The sequence below is a fragment of the Microbacterium sp. NPDC008134 genome, from assembly GCF_042957055.1.
In the GTDB taxonomy this organism is placed as follows: Bacteria; Actinomycetota; Actinomycetes; order Actinomycetales; family Microbacteriaceae; genus Microbacterium.
In genome coordinates, this window is sequence record NZ_JBIBHO010000001.1 from 301,542 (window position 1) to 319,675 (window position 18,134).

An 18,134-nucleotide genomic window follows, 5' to 3' on the forward strand; every position below is an offset into this window, starting at 1 on the left:
CATGAACCGCACGCTCCGCCGCTCCACCGTCGCCGTGCTCGCCGCCGTCGCGCTCGCCCTCACCGGGTGCGCCGCGGAGAGCGCGAACGAACCGGCGCCCACGGATGCCGCCGCCGACACGCTCGAGGGCGAGATCTCGGTCTACGCCGCGGCGTCGCTCACGGGTGCGTTCGACACGCTGGCTTCGGCGTTCACCGCCGAGCACCCCGACGTGACCGTCGTGCCGGTGTACGACGGCTCGTCGACACTGGTGACGCAGATCCTCGAGGGAGCACCGGCCGACGTGTTCGCGTCCGCCGACGAGGCCAACATGGACAAGGCCGGCGACGCGGCGATCGACCCCGAGCTGTTCGCCTCGAACACGCTCGTCATCGCCGTGCCCGCCGGAAACCCCGCCGGCGTCGAGAGCCTCGCCGATCTGGCCGACGTGACGACGGTGCTGTGCGCCTCCGAGGTGCCGTGCGGTGCGGCATCCGCGAAGCTCCTCGATGCGGCCGGCGTCACCGTCGAGGCCGCCAGCCTCGAACAGAACGTGACCGCCGTGCTCACCAAGGTCGCGACCGGCGAGGCCGATGCCGGGCTCGTCTACGCGACGGACGTGATCGGCAACGACGCGGTCGAGTCGATCGTGCCCGAGAACGCCGACGACGTCGTGAATCACTATCCGATCGCCGCACTCGACGGGGCCGCGAACCCGGATGCCGCGGCCGCCTTCGTCGCCTTCGTGCTCTCGGACGCCGGGCAGGCGATCCTCGCGGACTTCGGCTTCGGCAAGCCGTGAGCGCCACCGGCGCGCGAGGCTATGCGCCACGCGCGCTCGCGATCCCCGCGGCGATCGGACTCGCGTTCCTGATCCTGCCGCTCGCCGCGCTGATCGCCCGAGTCGACTGGTCGACCTTCATCGCGGACGTGACATCGGATGCCGCGCGCTCCGCCCTCGTGCTCTCGCTGGGTACGGGGCTGATCGCCACGGTGCTCTGCATCGCGGTGGGCGTGCCGCTCGCCCTGTACATCGCGCGCTCCGGGCCGCGGCTCGCGGCCGTTCTGCGTGCGGCGGTGACCGTGCCGCTCGTGCTGCCGCCGATGGTGGGCGGTGTGGCGCTCCTCTATCTGTTCGGTCGCGCGGGGTGGTTCGGCGGGCTGGGGCTCTCATTCAGCACGCCCGCCGTCGTGCTGGCGCAGACGTTCGTCGCGCTGCCGTTCCTCGTGCTTGCCGTCGAGGGAGCCGTGCGCACCTCGGGTCTCGACCACGAGCGCACGGCCGCCGCGCTGGGGGCCGGCCGGTGGACCATCCTGCGCCGCATCACCCTCCCTCTCGCCGCCCCGGGAATCGTCGCGGGTGTGGTGCTGTGTTTCGCCCGGGCGATCGGCGAGTTCGGGGCGACCGCGCTGTTCGCCGGTAACCGTCCAGGCGTCACCCAGACCATGCCGCTCGCGATCTACACGGCCTTCAACGGTGCGGGCGTCACGCAGGGGGCGGCGGTCGCACTCGCGCTGCTGTTGCTCGCGACCGCCATCGCGGTGCTTCTCCTCGTTCGGGGCTGGCGACCGGGGGCCGCGCGATGAGCGGCGAAGCGATCAGCGAGGTCGGCTCGTCGGCCCGCGGCGCGACGACGGGGCTGCGCGCGCATGTCGTCGTGCCGCGAGAGCACTTCGCGGTCGACGTCGCGATCGAGGTCGCCGCGGGCGAGACCGTCGCCGTGATGGGGCCGAGCGGCGCCGGCAAGTCCACGCTGCTGCAGGCGCTCGCCGGGTTCGTGCCCCTGTCGGCAGGTGAGATATCGGTCGGCGGCGCGACCGTCGACCGGGTCTCGTCGCCGCGCGTGCAGATCGCGCCGATGCACCGCGGGATCGTGCTGCTCGGTCAGGACGCCCGCCTGTTCCCGCATCTGTCCGTGCGCGAGAACGTCGCATTTGGTCTGCGGTCGTCCGGGATTGCCGCTCGCGAGGCGCGCGCCACGGCCGACGAATGGCTCGATCGTGTGGGCCTGCCCGGATCGGGCGGTCGCATGCCCCGCGAGCTCTCGGGCGGCGAAGGCCAGCGGGTCGCTGTCGCCCGCGCGCTCGCCGCCTCGCCGCGGGCCGTGCTGCTCGATGAGCCGCTCGTCGCCCTCGACCCCGAGACCGCGGGCGGCATCCGGCGGATGCTGCGCGAACAGCTCGCCGGCACCACGACGGTCGCGGTCACCCACGACGCGGAGGACGCCGTGTCACTGGCCGATCGGCTGGTCGTCGTCGAGGCGGGTCGAGTCACGCAGAGCGGGGCGGTGCGCGAGGTGCTGGCGTCACCGGCATCCGCTTTCGTCGCCAGCATCGCCGGGATGAACCGCCTCGCCGGGGTCGCCTCGGAAGGGGAGTGGCGCGGCGGCGATATGCGGGTCGCGAGTGCGGATGCCGCGTCGCAGGCGCTCGCCGCGACCGACGGGGCGCCGCTGGCCGCGGTCTTCCGTCCGGGCGATGTGCGGGTGGTCGGACCCGAGATATCGGATGCCGGTGTCTGGTCGACAGTGATCACGTCGCTCGAGCCGACCGTCGCGGGGGTGCGGGTGCGCACCGAGGCGGTGGTCGTCGACGTTCCACTGGCGGAGGCTGCGGGGATGGCGGTCGGGATGTCCGTGCGGCTCCGGGTCGATCCGGGGGCGGTGCGGTTCGTCGCGGGCTGAGTTCGTGCCCGTCCGTCTGGGCGGGCACCGTTCTGACGCCGCCCTGGCAATCGCCCGCCGATCCCTGCCATACCCGCCCCGACCGGTATTCCACGGGTTAGTCTCGGAGGATGATGGGGATCGAGGGGGAGCGATGACGGCCGTACCGGTCGTGATCGGCCGCCGAGCACCCGAGGCCCAGCCCCGCGAACGCACGGAGATCGACCCGCGCGGACTCGTCGACACCCACGGCCGCGTGCACCGTGATCTGCGCATCTCGCTCACCGACCGCTGCTCCCTGCGCTGCACCTACTGCATGCCCGAGCAGGGCAACGAGTGGCTCGCGCGCACCAGCATCCTCTCGACCGACGAGATCGTCGAGGTGGCCGAGGTGGCGGCGGCCCTCGGCATCCGCACCTTCCGGCTCACCGGAGGCGAGCCGCTGCTGCGGCCCGACATCGTCGATGTCGTGCGGCGCATCTCGCGCATCCAGGGGGAGGACGGCCCGGTCGAGGTCGCGATGACCACCAACGGCATCAGCCTGGCCCAGAAGCTCCCTGCCCTCATCGATGCCGGCCTCACGCGACTGAACATCAGCATCGACACGATCGACCGGCAGCGCTTCGCCGACCTCACCCGGCGCGACCGGCTCGACGACGTGTTCGAGGGGATCGCGGCGGCCGCGGCATCCGATCTGCGCCCGCTCAAGCTCAACGCCGTCGCGATGCGCGGCGTCAACGACGACCAGCTCGCGGACCTCGTGGCGTTCGCGATGGGCGTCGGCGCGCAGCTACGGTTCATCGAGCAGATGCCGCTCGACGCCGGGCACACGTGGGACCGCTCGACCATGGTCACGCGCGAGGAGATCCTCGCCGCGCTCGGCGAGCGGTGGTCGCTGGAGCCGGTTCCCGGCCGTGGTGGGGCGCCCGCCGAGAAGTGGCGCATCGACGGCGGACCGCACGAGGTCGGCGTCATCGCTTCGGTCACCGCCCCGTTCTGCGGTGCGTGCGACCGCCTGCGCCTCACGGCCGACGGACAGTTGCGCAATTGCCTGTTCTCGAACGACGAGTACGACCTCACCGCGTTGCTGCGCGGCGAGGCATCCGTTCCCGGTCAGCGCGACGATCAGATCGCCGACCTGCTGCGCTCGTGCATCCTCGGCAAGCTGCCGGGACACGCGATCGACGACCCGTCGTTCCTGCAGCCGGCGCGCGGGATGAACGCGATCGGCGGCTGAGCGCGTCGGTCGCGCCTTTGCGCGGTTCATAACTCCTCAGAGAACGACCGTTCCGGGCGGTTTCGGGGTCGAACCGGCCGGGAGGCGGCGATTTCTCCGGAGTTATGCGCGGGTCGGGTGGCACCAACTCAGGAAAAACAGGCCCAGACGTTCCGAATCGGGCACGAAACAGGGCTTTCGGCGGCGAATGTCCTGAGTTGGGGCCCGCCCGCCGGCCTCAGTCGAGGAATTCGCGCGCCGCGGTCGTCAGGGCCGTCACGCCGACCTCGATCGTCGGGTGGATGACCGGCGCGAAGTACGGCGAGTGGTTGGTCGGGATGTCCTTGTCGAGCGTGCCGCCGGCCATCGCCGCCGCGAAGGTCGCGGGGTCGACACCTCCCCAGAACCAGAACACGAGCGGTGCGCCGGTGTCGCGGGCGAACCACGAGACGTCCTCGCTGCCGGTGAACATTCCGGGGTCGACGACGGATGCTTCGCCGAGCACGCTCTTGAGCGCCCGGGTGACGCGGGCCGTGGCATCCGCATCGTTGATCGTGGGCGGGAGGGTGTGGTCGGTGCGGATCTCGGGTTCGCGCTCGGCTCCGGATGCCGCGGCCTCGGCGCGCACGATCCGCTCGACGCTCGCGAGCACACGGTCGCGCATCTCGTCGTTCGGGTAGCGCAGGCTGAGCTCGAGCTTCGCCTCGGCGGGGATGATGTTGTTCTTGAGTCCGGCGTGGATGGAGCCGACGGTCACGACAGCGACGTCGCGCGGGTCGACCTCGCGCGAGGCGATCGTCTGCAGGCGCATGACGGTCGCCGCGGCCATGACGATCGGGTCGATGGTGGAGTGCGGGCGCGAGCCGTGCCCGCCACGGCCGTGCAGGGTGACGGTGAGGCCGTCGGATGCCGCCATCTGGGTGCCCGGGCGCACGCCGATGGTGCCGGCGGGCAGCGGGGTCACGTGCTGGCCGAGCACGATGTCGGGTTTCGGGGCGATGTCGAGCAGGCCGTCGTCGAGCATCGCGCGCGAGCCCGCGCCGTACTCCTCGGCGGGCTGGATGAGCACGACGAGGGTGCCCGACCATTCGCTGCGCCCGGCGACGAGCTTCTCGACGGCGCCGATCATCGCGGTCACGTGCATGTCGTGGCCGCATGCGTGCATGACGGGAACGGTGTTGCCGGCGGGGTCGATGCCGGTGGCGGTGCTCGCGTAGGCGAGGCCGGTCTGCTCGCCCACGGGCAGCGCATCCATGTCGGCGCGCACCCAGACCGTGGGTCCGTCGCCATTGGGCAGGATGCCGACCACGCCCGTCACTCCGACGCCCTCGTGCACCTCGAGGCCGAGGTCTCGCAGATGACCGGCGGCGATGCCGGCGGTGCGGGTCTCCTGGAAGGAGAGCTCGGGGTGCTGATGCAGGTCGACGTAGAGCGCTTCGAGATCGATCGTCATGGCCCGAGCCTATCCGGCGGGCCGGTATGCCGTCCCGGGGGGAGGGCTCGGGGTCAGGCCCCGGAGACGTAGGTGTCGAGGGCGGGGCCGGGGCGCAGCACGGCGGTGACGATCGCCTGGATCGCGAAGGCGCTGGTCTCGCCGAGCTCGATGAGGTCGGGGTGCAGCAGCCACTGCAGTTGCAGGCCGTCCATGACGGCGAGGATGCTGGAGGATGCCGCGGCGATCGTGTCGGGTGCCGTCACTCCCTCCTGCGCGCAGAGTTCGTGGAACGCGGCGGTGACCTCGCGGCGGAGGGTCGTGTACCGCTCCTCGAAGTACTCGCGTCCGGGGTGGTCGTCGGTCACCGACTCCGACGAGAGCACCGTGTACGCCTGCACGATTCCGGGGCGCAGCTCGTTGGCGAAGGCCGTACGCACGAGGTGCAGGAAGAGTTCGGGCCCGTCGGGGATGTGCTTCTCGGCGAGGTCGGCGACGTCGGCCTGATCGCGGTAGGCGAGCACCTCGAGCAGCAGCTTCTGCTTCGAGCCGAAGTGGTGGAGCACGCCGGCGTGGGTCATGCCCACCTGCTCGGCGACGTCGGCGAGGGTGCCGTTGGTCGATCCCTTGTTGCCGAAGATCTCGACGGCGGCCTGCAGGATCGACTCGCGCTTGGCCAGGGTCGCCGGACGCACCCGCGACTTCTCGCTGTTCTCGTTCACGTGACCCCCGTCGTTCGTGCTCAGGGTTGCCATCTTACTCACCAGTAGGTAACCTCACGGAAGCTTACTTTCTCGCCAGTAAGCAAATCACGAGGCCGTTGATCACCGACCGCTCGACGGCGACACAGCACAAAGACCGTGCCCCCAAGGAGAAGCAATGAAGCTCAGTAGGTCCTTGATCGCCCTCGCGGCGGTCACCGCGCTCGGCACCACCGCGCTCGCCGGATGCTCGTCCGGTGGATCGTCGGATGCCGGTGAAGGGTCAGGCTCCGCCGCCCTCACGATCGCCAAGCCGGACGGCGCGATCACCACCGAGTCGAACAACCCCTACGTCGGCGACTCCGCCGCCTCGAAGTACGGGTACGGCAAGGTCATCTTCGAGACCCTCGGCCTCGTGAACCAGACCGGCGACCGCGGCGTCACCCCCTGGCTCGCCGAGAGCATCGAGTGGAACGACGACTACACGCAGCTGACCGTCGTGCCCCGCGAGGGCGTCACCTGGAGCGACGGCGAGCCCTTCACCGCCGACGACATCGTCTTCACCTACGAGCTCGTCTCGACTCCCGCGCTCGACACCGCCGGCCTCAAGTTCGAGGGGGCGACCGTCGACGGCGACGCCGTGACCCTCACCTTCGGCGAGTCGAAGTACGTCAACCAGGCCCGCGTGCTGCACGTGCCGATCGTGCCGAAGCACATCTGGGAGAACCTCGACGAGCCGGCCACCGACCCGGTCACGGGCGACGACCTCGTCGGCACCGGCCCCTACGCCCTGTCGAACTGGTCGACCGAGTCGGTCACCCTCGAGGCGCGCGACGACTACTGGGGCGGCGACCTGGCCGTGCCCGAGCTGCACTACGTCTCCTACGGCGACAACACCGCGCTGACCACGGCCCTCGCGCAGGGCGAGGCCGATTGGGCGCAGGCGTTCATCCCGCAGATCGAGGAGCAGTTCCTCTCGGTCGACCCCGAGCACAACAAGTACTTCGTCGCCCCGACCACCGGTTCGGCGACGCTGTTCATGAACCTGCACGAGAAGCCGTTCGACGACCCGGCCTTCCGCCAGGCCCTCGCCTGGGTGATCGACCGCGACGCCTACGTCGACATCGCCCGCGAGGGCGCGAGCGAGGCCGTGTGGTCGGTGACGGGTCTGTCGTCGATCCTCGACGACGAGATTCAGCCCGAGTTCGCCGGGCAGAACTACGAGGTGGATGCCGAGAAGGCGCGCGACCTGCTCGAGGGCGCGGGCTACACCTGGGAGGGCGACGCCCTGGTCGACCCCGACGGCGCCCCCGTCTCGTTCACGCTCTCGGTGCCCTCGGGGTGGAGCGACTGGAACACCGCGCAGGAGCTCATCGCCGAGGACGTCAAGGAGTCCATCGGCGCCGAGGTCAAGATCGACATGCCCGACTGGGGTGGCTGGGCCGGACCCCGCGACGACGGCTCGTTCTCGGCGATCATCCACTGGCTCGAAGACAGCGGCACGGCCTACGGCCTCTACACCTCGACCATGGACCCGCGATGGATCTCCCCGGAGGGCATCGCAGGATTCAACTTCGGCCGCTTCGAGGACCCCGCCGCGACCGAGGCGCTGAACACCTACGCGAACGCCTCGTCGGACGAGGAGCGCACCACCTCCCTCGACACCCTGCAGAAGATCTTCGTCGAGCAGGTGCCGGCGATCCCGCTCGGCGCGCACCCGCTGCTGGGCCAGTTCAACACGCGCAACTACGTGGGATGGCCCTCGGAAGAGGACCCCTACGCGTCCGGTGACCCGACGCAGCAGAACATCGTGCTCATCCTCACGAAGCTGAAGCCGGCCGAGTAATCGCGACGAGGAGGCCGGGCTTCGACAGGCTCAGCCACCCACTGGGTCCCTGAGCCTGTCGAAGGGCCCCGGCCTCCGCCGTCCGGTATTGGGTCCCTGAGCCTGTCGAAGGGCCCCCCACGCAGCACCCCACGAAGGGACCCCCATGCCAGACCCCCTCCTGACCGTGCGCGACTTCTCGGTCGTGTACGACGTCGATCCGCCGGTCGCGGCGGTCACGAACGTCACCCTCGAACTGCAGCGCGGCGAGATCCTCGGTCTCGCCGGCGAAAGCGGATGCGGCAAGACCACGCTCGCGTACGGTGTGCAGCGCCTGCTGCGGGCGCCGGCCGTGATCACCGGTGGCGACGTCACCTTCCACGATGTCTCGGGCGTCGATGTCGACATCAACTCCCTCGGTGTCGAGGCGATGCAGCGCTTCCGCTGGGACAAGGTGTCGATGGTGTTCCAGGGCGCCATGAACGCCCTGAACCCGGTCGCGACGATCGGCTCCCAGCTCGAGGACGTCTTCGAGATCCACCGTCCCGAGATGAACCGCCGCCAGCGACGGGCCGAGGCCGAGGATCTGCTCGAGATCGTGAAGGTCGGGCGTCAGCGCGTGCGGTCGTTCCCGCACGAACTCTCGGGCGGCATGCGCCAGCGCGTGATGATTGCGATGGCGCTGGCCCTGCGACCCCAACTGATGGTGATGGACGAGCCGACCACCGCCCTCGATGTGCTGGTGCAGCGCGAGATCCTGAAGCAGATCTCGCAACTGCGGCACGAGTTCGGCTTCTCGGTCATCTTCATCACCCACGATCTGCCGCTGCTGCTCGAGATCAGCGATCGCATCGCGATCATGCGCGAGGGCGAGATCATCGAGCTCGCTCCTGCCGAGCAGATCTGGCGGAATCCACAGCAGGAGTACACGCGCACGCTGCTGTCGTCGTTCCCCCGACTCACCGGGGAGAGAGGGGTGCTGGTGCGATGACCACCCTCGAGTTCCAGAACATCACCAAGACCTACACGGTGCGCGGTGCCGGGCAGATCACGGCGCTCGATGACGTGAGCTTCACGCTCGACTCGGGGCGCACGCTCGGGCTCGTCGGTCAGTCGGGCAGCGGCAAGTCGACGATCGCGAAGATCCTCACCCAGCTCGAGACCCCGTCGAGCGGGAGGGTGCTGCTCGACGGCGAGCCCGTGCCCCGCCGGGGCAGGGGCCTGCGCCGCTACCGCCAACAACTGCGGATGGTCTTCCAGGATCCGTTCGCCTCGCTCAACCCCTACCACTCGATCCGCTATCACCTGGAGCGCCCGATCCGCCTCGACGACGTGGTGCCGAAGAACGAGACCGAGGACGAGGTGCGACGCCTGCTCGCCCGGGTCCGGCTCGATGCGGATGCCGTGATCGATCGCCGCCCGCACGAGTTGTCGGGCGGCCAGCGGCAGAGGGTCGCGATCGCCCGTGCCCTGGCCTCCCGTCCGTCGATCCTCGTCGCCGACGAACCGGTCTCGATGCTCGACGTCTCGATCCGCCTCGGTGTGCTGACCCTGCTCGCCGACCTCCAGCGCGAGGAGGGGCTGGGCGTGCTCTACATCACGCACGACCTCGCCACCGCGCGTCACTTCAGCGACGAGATCATGGTGCTGAACCAGGGACGCGTGGTCGAGCACGGCACGGCCGACGAGGTCATCCTCGACCCGCAGGACCCCTACACGCGCGAGCTGCGCGCGGCATCCCCCGATCCCGAGAAGCACTTCGCCTCGGCATCCGCGAGTGCATCCCCGAACGGAGGCGCCCAGTGAGCACCGCATTCCCCCAGCTCGACGACAACGATCTCGTCGCGCAGGACGCTCTCGAGGTCGGCACGACCGCGACGACGGCCGAGCGCGGGCGACGCCCGGTCGCCTGGCGGTTCTTCGTCGGACGCGCGGGCTTCTATCTGTTCACGCTGTGGGCCGCGATCACGATCAACTTCTTCCTGCCGCGGTTCATGAAGGGCGATGCGGTCAGCTCGTATCTCGCGCGCAACCGCAACGTGAGCCCGGAGGCGGCGGAGTCGCTGCGCATCCTGCTCGGCATCGACAGCGACAAGTCGATCTGGCAGCAGTACATCGAGTACTGGGGGATGCTGTTCCGCGGCGACCTCGGCATCTCGACGCTGCACGGACTGCGGCCGGTGGGCGAGGTGCTCGCCGCCGCCCTGCCGTGGACACTGGGCCTGGTCGGTCTCGCGACGATCATCTCGTTCCTGCTCGGCACCGTCGGCGGGGCGATCGTCGGTTGGAAGCGCGGGAGCAGACTCGACGCGCTCATCCCCATCACGACCTTCTTCAACACCATCCCGTATTTCTGGCTGGGCCTCATCGCGATCGCCATCTTCTCGTCGACCCTGAAGTGGTTCCCCTCGTCGCACGCCTACGACAAGGGGCAGTCGCCCGAGTGGAGCCTCGACTTCATCGGCCAGGTGATCATGCACGGCACGCTGCCGGCGATGACGATCATCATCGCGTCGCTCGGCGGATGGATGCTCGGCATGCGCAACATGATGCTGACCGTGCTCGACGAGGACTACATCACCGTCGCCCAGGCGAAGGGCATGCCGAACCGGCGCGTGCTCTGGGCCTACGCCGCGCGCAACGCGGTGCTGCCGCAGATCCAGAGCTTCGCGCTCTCGATCGGGTTCATCGTCGGTGGGACGATCGTCATGGAGATGGTCTTCAGCTATCCCGGCCTCGGCAAGCTCCTGCTCGACGCCACCAACGCCAAGGACTTCGCGCTCATGCAGGGCGTCTTCCTGGTGATCACGCTCTCGGTGCTCGCGGCCAACATCCTCGCCGATGTCGTCTACGCGTACCTCGACCCGCGCACCCGTCAGACGGAGGCCTGAGATGACCGCTGAACGAAAGACCTTCGCCTCGCAGCTCGCGCAGGCGTTCGCGATGTTCGGAAACCGCAAGTCGATCGCGGGGCTCGTGATCCTCGGCGCGTTCGTGCTGATCGCGATCCTCGCCGACTGGATCGCGCCCTACGGCCCCACCCAGAAGGACCGCTCGGCGCTGCGCCAGCCGCCGTCGTTCGAGCACTGGCTCGGCACGACGCACATGGGCGAGGACGTGCTCAGCCAGATCATCTTCGGCACCCGCGGCGTCATCGTGGTCGGCTTCCTGTCGGCCGCGATCGCCACGGTCATCGCGATCACGATCGGCGTCATCGCCGGCTACGTACGCGGCTGGAAGAGCGAGTCGCTCTCGGCGCTGACGAACGTGTTCCTCGTGATCCCCGGCATCCCGTTGATCATCATCATCGCGTCGCAGTTCGAGAACCCGCCGCTCATCCTCATCGCCGCGGTGCTCGGGCTCACCGGGTGGGCGTGGGGCGCGCGCGTCCTGCGCGCGCAGACCATGTCGCTGCGCAACCGCGACTTCATCCAGGCGGCGCGCGCCAACGGCGAGCCCCTGCGCCGGATCATCACGGTCGAGATGCTGCCGAACCTCATGGCGCTCATCGCGTCGAGCTTCGTCGGCACCGTCACCGCGGCGATCCTGGGCCTGACGACGCTGGCGTTCATCGGGGTCATCCCGGTGAACAACCTCAACTGGGGCACGATCCTCTTCTGGGCGCAGCAGAACGGCGCCTTCCCGCGCCTGTGGTGGTGGTACGTGCCCGCCGGGCTCTGCATCGCGATCATCGGCGTCGCGCTCTCGCTCATCAACTTCGGCATCGACGAATACGTCAACCCGCGCCTGCGCTCGGCGGGCGAGCGGGCGCGCGCGATGAAGAAGAAGGGCCTCGACGTGAACGACGCCGTCACGGCGGTGCGCAGCATCCCGATGGCGAACACGGATGCTCCGCCCAGCTCGACCCGAGACGATACGACCACGCAGAACTCCTCGACCCTCTTGACCCGGAACGCGAAGTGATGACCTCCTCCACCCTCACCACGGCACTGCCGTACCAGGACCCCGCCCTCTCGATCGACGAGCGCGTCGCCGACCTCCTCGACCGCATGACGCTCGAGGAGAAGATCGGGCAGATGCTGCAGCTCGACGCGCGCGAGGACCTCGACGACCACATCCTGCGCCGTCACGCCGGGTCGATCCTGCACACCTCGCCCGAACGCATCCTGCAGGCGAACGACCTGACGGCTCGGACCCGGCTGCGCATCCCGCTGCTCGTCGCCGAGGACTGCATCCACGGCCATTCGTTCTGGCCGGGGGCGACGATCTACCCGACCCAGCTCGGCATGGCCGCGTCGTGGGATGCCGAGCTCGTCGAGCGCGTGGCCCGCGCCACCGCCGAGGAAGTCGCGGTCACCGGCATCCACTGGACCTTCTCTCCCGTACTCTGCATTGCCCGCGACCTGCGCTGGGGCCGCGTCGACGAGTCGTTCGGCGAAGACCCGTTCCTCATCGGCGAGCTCGCCTCGGCGATGGTGCGCGGCTACCAGGGTGACGGGCTCGACGACCCCACCGCGATCCTCGCCACCGCGAAGCACTTCGCCGGGTACTCCGAGACGCAGGGCGGGCGCGATGCCAGCGAGGCCGACATCTCGCGCCGCAAGTTGCGCTCGTGGTTCCTGCCGCCGTTCGAGCGGGTCGCCCGCGAGGGATGCCGGGTGTTCATGCTCGGGTACCAGACGATGGACGGAGTGCCGATCACGGTGAACGACTGGCTGCTCACCGACGTGCTGCGCGGCGAGTGGGGCTACACCGGCACACTCGTTACCGACTGGGACAACGTCGGGCGCATGGTGTGGGAGCAGCACGTGCAGCCCGACTACGCGCACGCCTCGGCCGCCGCGACACGCGCCGGCAACGACATGATCATGACCACGCCCGGGTTCTACGAGGGCGCGATCGAGGCCGTCGAGCGCGGGCTGCTGCCGACGGATGCCTTCGATGCCGCCGCCGCGCGCATCCTCACCCTCAAGTTCGAGCTGGGGCTGTTCGAAGACCCGCGGCTGCCACGCGACGATCTCGACACGGTCGTCGGCAGCGTCGCGCACGCCGAGCTCAACCTCGAGATCGCGCGCCGGTCGATCGTGCTGCTCGAGAACGACGGGGTGCTGCCACTCGACGCGAGCGGTCCGACGAAGGTCGCCGTCGTCGGACCGCTCGCCGACGATGCGCAGACGCAGCTCGGCGACTGGGCCGGTGGATCGGGCCAGGCCGGATGGCTCGACGGGCAGCCCCGTGAGATGATCACGACCGTGCTCGACGGGTTGTGGGGGGTCGACGGGTGGTCGATCTCGCACGCCCGGGGCGCCGACATCCTCACCCTCGAAGACGACCCGCAGGGCGCGCTGTTCCCCGACGGCCAGCCGCGCCCGCGCATCGTGAAGCCGTGCGCCCCCGACGAGGCGCTGATCGCCGAAGCCGTCGCCGCGGCCGAGGCGGCCGACGTCGTGGTCGCCGTCGTCGGAGACCGGATCGAACTCGTCGGCGAGGGGCGCTCGACCGCCACCCTCGAACTCATCGGCGGGCAGAACGCCCTGCTCGACGCGGTGATCGCCACCGGGACACCCGTCGTGGTGGTGCTCATGGCGTCGAAGCCGCTCGTGCTGCCGGCATCCGTCTCGCGGGCCGCCGCCGTGATCTGGGCCGCGAGCCCGGGCATGCAGGGCGGTCGCGCGATCGCCGAGATCATCGCCGGTCAGGTGGAACCCTCGGGCCGCCTGCCGATCTCCTTCGCCCGTCACGTCGGCCAGCAGCCGACCTACTACAACCAGATCCGCGGACAGCACGGCGACCGCTATGCCGACCTCACGCAGGCTCCGGCCTGGGGCTTCGGTGACGGGCTTTCGTACACGACGGTGTCGTATGCCGACCTCGCGCTGGAGCGCTCGGCGCTGGGACGCGATGACGTCGTCGTCGGGCACGTGACGGTGACGAACACCGGGGAGCGGCCGGTGCGCGAGACGGTGCAGGTGTACGTGCGGGATGCCGTGACGAGCGTGAGTTGGACCGACCGCGAGCTCAAGACCTTCCGTCAGGTCGACCTCGCACCGGGGGAGTCGGCGCGCGTGCGGATCGAGGTGCCGGTGGCCGACTGCACGATCGTGGATGCCGCGGGAGTGCGGGTCGTCGAGGCGGGCGAGTTCGCGTTGCTGGTCGGCCCGTCGTCGCGCGAGGAGAAGCTGCTCGGGGCGGGGTTCACGGTGGAGTGATGGGTGCGTCGGTGGGCCCTTCGACAAGCTCAGGGACCCAGTAGTGCGTGGGCCCCGAGCTGCTCGGAGACCCGCGCCGCGAGGGCGACCGCTGCGGCGCGCGCCTCGCCGAGCTTCGCCTTGACCGCCCCGGTGGTGCCGACGATGCAGGCGGCGGCGACGACGAGCCCGCTCGAGTCGCGGACGGGGGCGGTGATGCCGATCTGCCCGGCCTCCTCGGCGGATTCCCGGGAGAGCACGCCGTCTCGGGCGATCTGCCACATGCCGTCGCGGAGCGTCTCGAGCGCGGCGAGCGGGGTGTCGCCCGGGATCAGTGTCGCGATCGCCTCGATGCCGTAGTCGAGCAGCAGGGCGGGGCCGCCGTCGGAGAGTTCGAGGGGACACGGTCGACCGAGCCACGGCGCCATCACCAGGCCATCGGGCTGCTCGGCGAGCTTCTCGACCAGGGTCACGCTGCGCATACGGCGCATCACGGTCAGGAACGCGCTGTGTCCGGTCGCCTGCGATGTCTCGGCGACGAGCCGATCACCGCGCGTCGTGAGGATCGGGGTGACCGCAGCGCGGTGCCACCCGTGCACCGACCAACTCAGGCGCAGCACGGAATCGTCGGCGTCTCGGTGCACGACGCCCGCCCCCTCGGCGGCATCGATCAGGCGCTGTCCACGTCCGGCGGAGATGCCGACGGCGCGCCAGAGCTCTCGCGGGACGTCGGCCCCCTCCGCGAGGTGCTCCAGGAGAAGAGCGACGGCTTCGAGCGTGGAGAGTTCCTCGGGTCCCCGGCGACGAGCGGCCGAGTCGCGTGCCCGCTCCCGGAACTCTCCGACCTGGGTGATCCCGGCTTCGATCCGTTCCCGCGCCTGGTCGACCGCGCGACGGGCGCGTGCCGCCGCCGACCGGGACCGGTTGCGCGGCAGCCGCACGGCGACGGCGGCGATCGTCCGCCCCGTGCGGTCGCGGATCGGAGCCGCCACCTCGGTGCGCACGCCGACGACGGACTCGAAGAGGCGCGCACGATTCGCGGTCGACGACGTGTCGATCGCCGACCGGATCGCGGATTCGCCGTCGTCCACCCGCGAGCCGACCGCGGCCGGGACGAACAGCGTCCACCCCGACTCGACGGACGCGACGATGCGGATGCCGTCGCGCACCGCGGCCGCGATGCACACCGTGTCACCGGTGACGCGCGCCGCCTCGGCGAGCGCGAGCTGCACCTGTCGGGCGGTCGGGGCGGCGGCGCGACCGGAGATCCGGATCGCGCGGAGCCCCAGCCCGTACGACCCGTACTCGGCGGACGGCTCGAGAAGACCGATCGACGCGAGCTCGGCGCACAGCCTCGATGTGCTGCTCAGCGACAGGCCGAGCTGCGCCGACAGCTGCCCGACGCTGACGGGCGCCAGAGGGTCGATGCGCTCGGCGACCAGCCGCACAGCGTGCAGGGCCGAGACGACTCGTGTCATGGGTGTCAGTGTGGCAGAGCGGGTTCCGCGGCGGGCTGGTCGCCCCACACCTCGCGGTAGAGACGGAGCCAGTTGCCGCCCATCACCTTGCCGACCTCGTCGTCGGAGTAGCCGCGGTCGCGCAGTGCCGCGGTGATCAGGGGTGTGTCGACGGAACCGCGGATGCCGCGCACGGTCGGCTCCAGCGGGGCATCGATCTGCCACATCGCGGTCGTGCCGTGCACGTGGCCGAGGTAGTCCCAGAACTCCGGCCCGTGGCCCTCGCAGAAGTCGCTCGCGATGCCCACCGCGTCGATGCCGGCGACCTCGATCAACCGCTCGATGCCGTCGATGTACGCCGCGAGGTCGGCATCCCACCCACCGGGCAGGAACTGCGGGAAGGCGTTCGCGCCGACGACGCCGCCGCGCTCGACGAGCGCGCGGACGAGCTCGGCCGGCTTGTTGCGCGGGGTGTCGAAGTACTCCCGCAGTTGCGTGTGGGTGAAGGCGACTGGATGCCGCGACTCGTCGATCGCATGCCGACTCGATCGGTCGCCCACGTGCGAGAGATCGATGAGGATGCCGCAGTCGTTCATCCTCTGCACGGCTTTCACGCCGAACAGACTCAGACCGTCGTCGTGGGGCTCGAAGCATCCGTTCGCGATGAGGTTGCGCACGTTGTACGCGAGCTGGATGATGCGCACCCCCAGCATCTGGAACACCTCGATCCTGTCGAGGTCGTTCTCGATCGGGGCGACGTTCTGCCACCCCAGGATGATCCCGGCCCGCCGCTCCTCGCGGGCGCGGAGGACGTCGTCGGCCGTGCGGACGGGGCGGATCAGGTCGGCGCGCGTGCGGAAGCGCTGCTGCCAGCGGGCGATCTCGTCGAGCGTGTCGGCGTAGCCCTCCCAGATCGCGGTCGTCGCGTTGATCGCGGTCACGCCGCCCTCCACCAGATGTTCGAGCACGCCCGGCGCATCCCAGCGCGAGGGATTGCACCCGTCGATCACGAGGGGATGCGCCGGAGCGTTCATCGGGGTTCCTTTCCTAGGGCGTACTCACGGTCGGGACCGGACTCAGGGCTGCAGCCAGCTGCCGATCAGGTTGTGCATCGACGTGTACGGGTCGGAGTCGTATCCGATCAGCTTGGTCGAATCCCACACTTCCGAATAGACCGGGAGTGCCAGCGGCATCAGCACCAGCACCTGCTCGGCGACCTCGTCGGTGAGCTGCTCCACCAGTTCGGCCTTGGCATCCGGGTCGCTCTCGGCGCGCACCTGGGCGAGCAGATCACGCGCCTCGTCGGCCTCGGGGTTGTCACGCCAGTGGTTGTAGAGACCGGCTTCCGAGAGGAACCCGTCGAAGTAGAGGGCCGGGTCCGGGCGGTAGCTGCCGGGCAACGCGACCATGTCGACGAACGATTCGCCCGTCGTGTAGATCGGCGCGAGCTCGGCCTGCGGCGTGGCCTTGAGGGTGAGGGTGATGCCCGCCTCGGCGAGCTGCTGCTGCATCAGTTCGTAGATCGGATGCTGCGACGCGGCGACGTCTCCGAAGTAGGAGAGCTGGATGGTCGGGTTCGGCTGGCCGGCTTCTTCGAGCAGCGCGCGGGCCGCATCGAGATCACGCGTGTAGAGGGGCGTGGAGTCGGTGATCTCGGGAGAGGCCGGGTCACCTGCAGGGGTCAGGAGCGAGATCGCCCCGTTGCCGAGCGCCGCGGTGTCGACCAGCGCCTGCCGGTCGAGCGCGAGGGAGACGGCCTGCCGCACGCGGATGTCGGACAGCGGTCCGTCGCCCGGGTTCAGGTAGATGCCGACGCCCTGCGTGTACGAGCGCTCGCCGAGGGTGTATCCGGCGGAGGCCGCCTGATCCGCCGTCAGGGCGTCGATGAACGACGCCCCCTGGATCGAGCCCGACTGCAGGGCCGCGAGACGCGTGGACTCGTCGGGGATGATGTCGAAGACGATCTGGTCGAGGTAGGGCTCGTCCTCGCCCCAGTAGTGCTCGTTCTTGTCGAGCGTCAGGCTCACGCCGTCCTGCCAGTCGACGACCTGGAACGCACCGGTGCCGTAGGTGCGGGTCTGACGCTCCTCCTCCGTCGCGTTGCCGTAGCCGTCGCGGCCGACGATGAACATCGTCTGCCAGCCGGACACGGCGTTGAGGAATGTCCCGTCGACCGCCGACAGGCGGAAGGTGACCTCGAGGTCTCCGGTGGCTTCGACGCTCTCCATGTTCGCGAGGTAGGCCTTCTTGCCCGTCTGGGCGGTCAGGTACGTCTCGAACGTGTACACGACGTCGTCGGCGGTGAACTCCGTGCCGTCGGCGAAGGCGACGCCCTCGCGCAGCTCGAACACCCAGGTGAGGTCGTCGACCTGCTCCCAGGAGGTCGCAAGTCCCGGCTCGATGGTTCCGTCGTCGGCCTTGGTGAGCAGGGTCTCGTACGACTGATCCATGATCACCTGCGCCGCCAGCGCGGCGGCGACCATGGGGTCGACCCCTCCGGCGGCGGGCTGCGCTCCGAGACCCCAGTGCAGGGTTCCGCCGGCGACGGGATCACCGGCCTCGGACGACGGATCGCTGGCGGTGGGGGTGCAGGCGGTGATGAGCAGAGCGGCGGCGATCGTCGCTCCGAGCAGGGCGGTTCTCCTTCGATACGTCTTCATCGTGTCTCCTCGACAAGGGGGCGGCCAACGGTTTCGCCCATTATTCGATGGG

Annotated in this window: 15 protein-coding genes; 10 read left to right on the plus strand and 5 right to left on the minus strand. The window is 69.9% G+C overall.

Annotated features, from left to right (window positions below):
* The first annotated feature begins 1 nt into the window (after position 1).
* From modA to moaA, 4 genes are all read left to right on the plus strand, one after another.
* Positions 2-781 (plus strand): molybdate ABC transporter substrate-binding protein, encoded by a 780-nt coding sequence (gene modA / locus ACFY9N_RS01475; RefSeq protein WP_391476456.1) that lies wholly within the window; start codon positions 2-4, stop codon positions 779-781.
* Complete coding sequence (gene modB / locus ACFY9N_RS01480) at positions 778-1,566, plus strand: molybdate ABC transporter permease subunit (protein ID WP_391476458.1); 789 nt, start codon at positions 778-780, stop codon at positions 1,564-1,566. Before modA ends, modB begins: the two co-directional genes overlap by 4 nt.
* A complete protein-coding gene (locus tag ACFY9N_RS01485; protein ID WP_391476459.1) occupies positions 1,563-2,663 on the plus strand; it encodes an ABC transporter ATP-binding protein in 1,101 nt (366 codons plus the stop codon). The genes modB and ACFY9N_RS01485 overlap by 4 nt, the downstream gene beginning before the upstream one ends.
* A gap of 133 nt (positions 2,664-2,796) precedes the next feature.
* Positions 2,797-3,879 (plus strand): GTP 3',8-cyclase MoaA, encoded by a 1,083-nt coding sequence (gene moaA, locus ACFY9N_RS01490; RefSeq protein ID WP_391476461.1) that lies wholly within the window; start codon positions 2,797-2,799, stop codon positions 3,877-3,879.
* Between the two features lie 217 nt (positions 3,880-4,096).
* Here the strand turns inward: moaA and ACFY9N_RS01495 are convergent, their stop codons facing one another.
* Complete coding sequence (locus ACFY9N_RS01495) at positions 4,097-5,311, minus strand: amidohydrolase (RefSeq protein WP_391476462.1); 1,215 nt, start codon at positions 5,309-5,311, stop codon at positions 4,097-4,099.
* A gap of 53 nt (positions 5,312-5,364) precedes the next feature.
* Complete coding sequence (locus ACFY9N_RS01500; RefSeq protein WP_391478434.1) at positions 5,365-6,045, minus strand: TetR/AcrR family transcriptional regulator; 681 nt, start codon at positions 6,043-6,045, stop codon at positions 5,365-5,367.
* Between the two features lie 124 nt (positions 6,046-6,169).
* On the opposite strand from ACFY9N_RS01500, the gene ACFY9N_RS01505 reads away from it, so the two are divergent.
* The 6 genes from ACFY9N_RS01505 to ACFY9N_RS01530 all read left to right on the plus strand — a co-directional run bounded on the left by ACFY9N_RS01505 (position 6,170) and on the right by ACFY9N_RS01530 (position 13,986).
* Positions 6,170-7,837: an ABC transporter substrate-binding protein gene (locus ACFY9N_RS01505; protein WP_391476464.1), complete on the plus strand. Its 1,668-nt coding sequence runs from the start codon at positions 6,170-6,172 to the stop codon at positions 7,835-7,837.
* A gap of 145 nt (positions 7,838-7,982) precedes the next feature.
* On the plus strand, positions 7,983-8,807 hold the full coding sequence (locus tag ACFY9N_RS01510; protein WP_391476465.1) for an ABC transporter ATP-binding protein: 825 nt from the start codon (positions 7,983-7,985) through the stop codon (positions 8,805-8,807).
* Positions 8,804-9,622: an ABC transporter ATP-binding protein gene (locus ACFY9N_RS01515; RefSeq protein WP_391476466.1), complete on the plus strand. Its 819-nt coding sequence runs from the start codon at positions 8,804-8,806 to the stop codon at positions 9,620-9,622. Before ACFY9N_RS01510 ends, ACFY9N_RS01515 begins: the two co-directional genes overlap by 4 nt.
* Positions 9,619-10,707, plus strand: coding sequence for an ABC transporter permease (locus ACFY9N_RS01520; RefSeq protein WP_391476467.1), 1,089 nt, complete (start codon positions 9,619-9,621; stop codon positions 10,705-10,707). The genes ACFY9N_RS01515 and ACFY9N_RS01520 overlap by 4 nt, the downstream gene beginning before the upstream one ends.
* 1 nt (position 10,708) lies before the next feature.
* A complete protein-coding gene (locus ACFY9N_RS01525; protein WP_391476468.1) occupies positions 10,709-11,740 on the plus strand; it encodes an ABC transporter permease in 1,032 nt (343 codons plus the stop codon).
* A complete protein-coding gene (locus ACFY9N_RS01530; RefSeq protein WP_391476469.1) occupies positions 11,740-13,986 on the plus strand; it encodes a glycoside hydrolase family 3 N-terminal domain-containing protein in 2,247 nt (748 codons plus the stop codon). Before ACFY9N_RS01525 ends, ACFY9N_RS01530 begins: the two co-directional genes overlap by 1 nt.
* Before the next feature lie 29 nt (positions 13,987-14,015).
* Here the strand turns inward: ACFY9N_RS01530 and ACFY9N_RS01535 are convergent, their stop codons facing one another.
* Genes ACFY9N_RS01535 through ACFY9N_RS01545 form a run of 3 tightly spaced genes read right to left on the minus strand, consistent with a single transcriptional unit; the run spans position 14,016 to position 18,082 of the window.
* Positions 14,016-15,443, minus strand: a complete 1,428-nt coding sequence (locus ACFY9N_RS01535) for a helix-turn-helix domain-containing protein (RefSeq protein WP_391476470.1) — start codon at positions 15,441-15,443, stop codon at positions 14,016-14,018.
* A gap of 5 nt (positions 15,444-15,448) precedes the next feature.
* Positions 15,449-16,456: a dipeptidase gene (locus ACFY9N_RS01540; protein ID WP_391476471.1), complete on the minus strand. Its 1,008-nt coding sequence runs from the start codon at positions 16,454-16,456 to the stop codon at positions 15,449-15,451.
* Positions 16,457-16,498: 42 nt separating this feature from the next.
* Positions 16,499-18,082, minus strand: a complete 1,584-nt coding sequence (locus tag ACFY9N_RS01545; protein WP_391476473.1) for an ABC transporter substrate-binding protein — start codon at positions 18,080-18,082, stop codon at positions 16,499-16,501.
* Positions 18,083-18,134 lie beyond the last annotated feature (52 nt).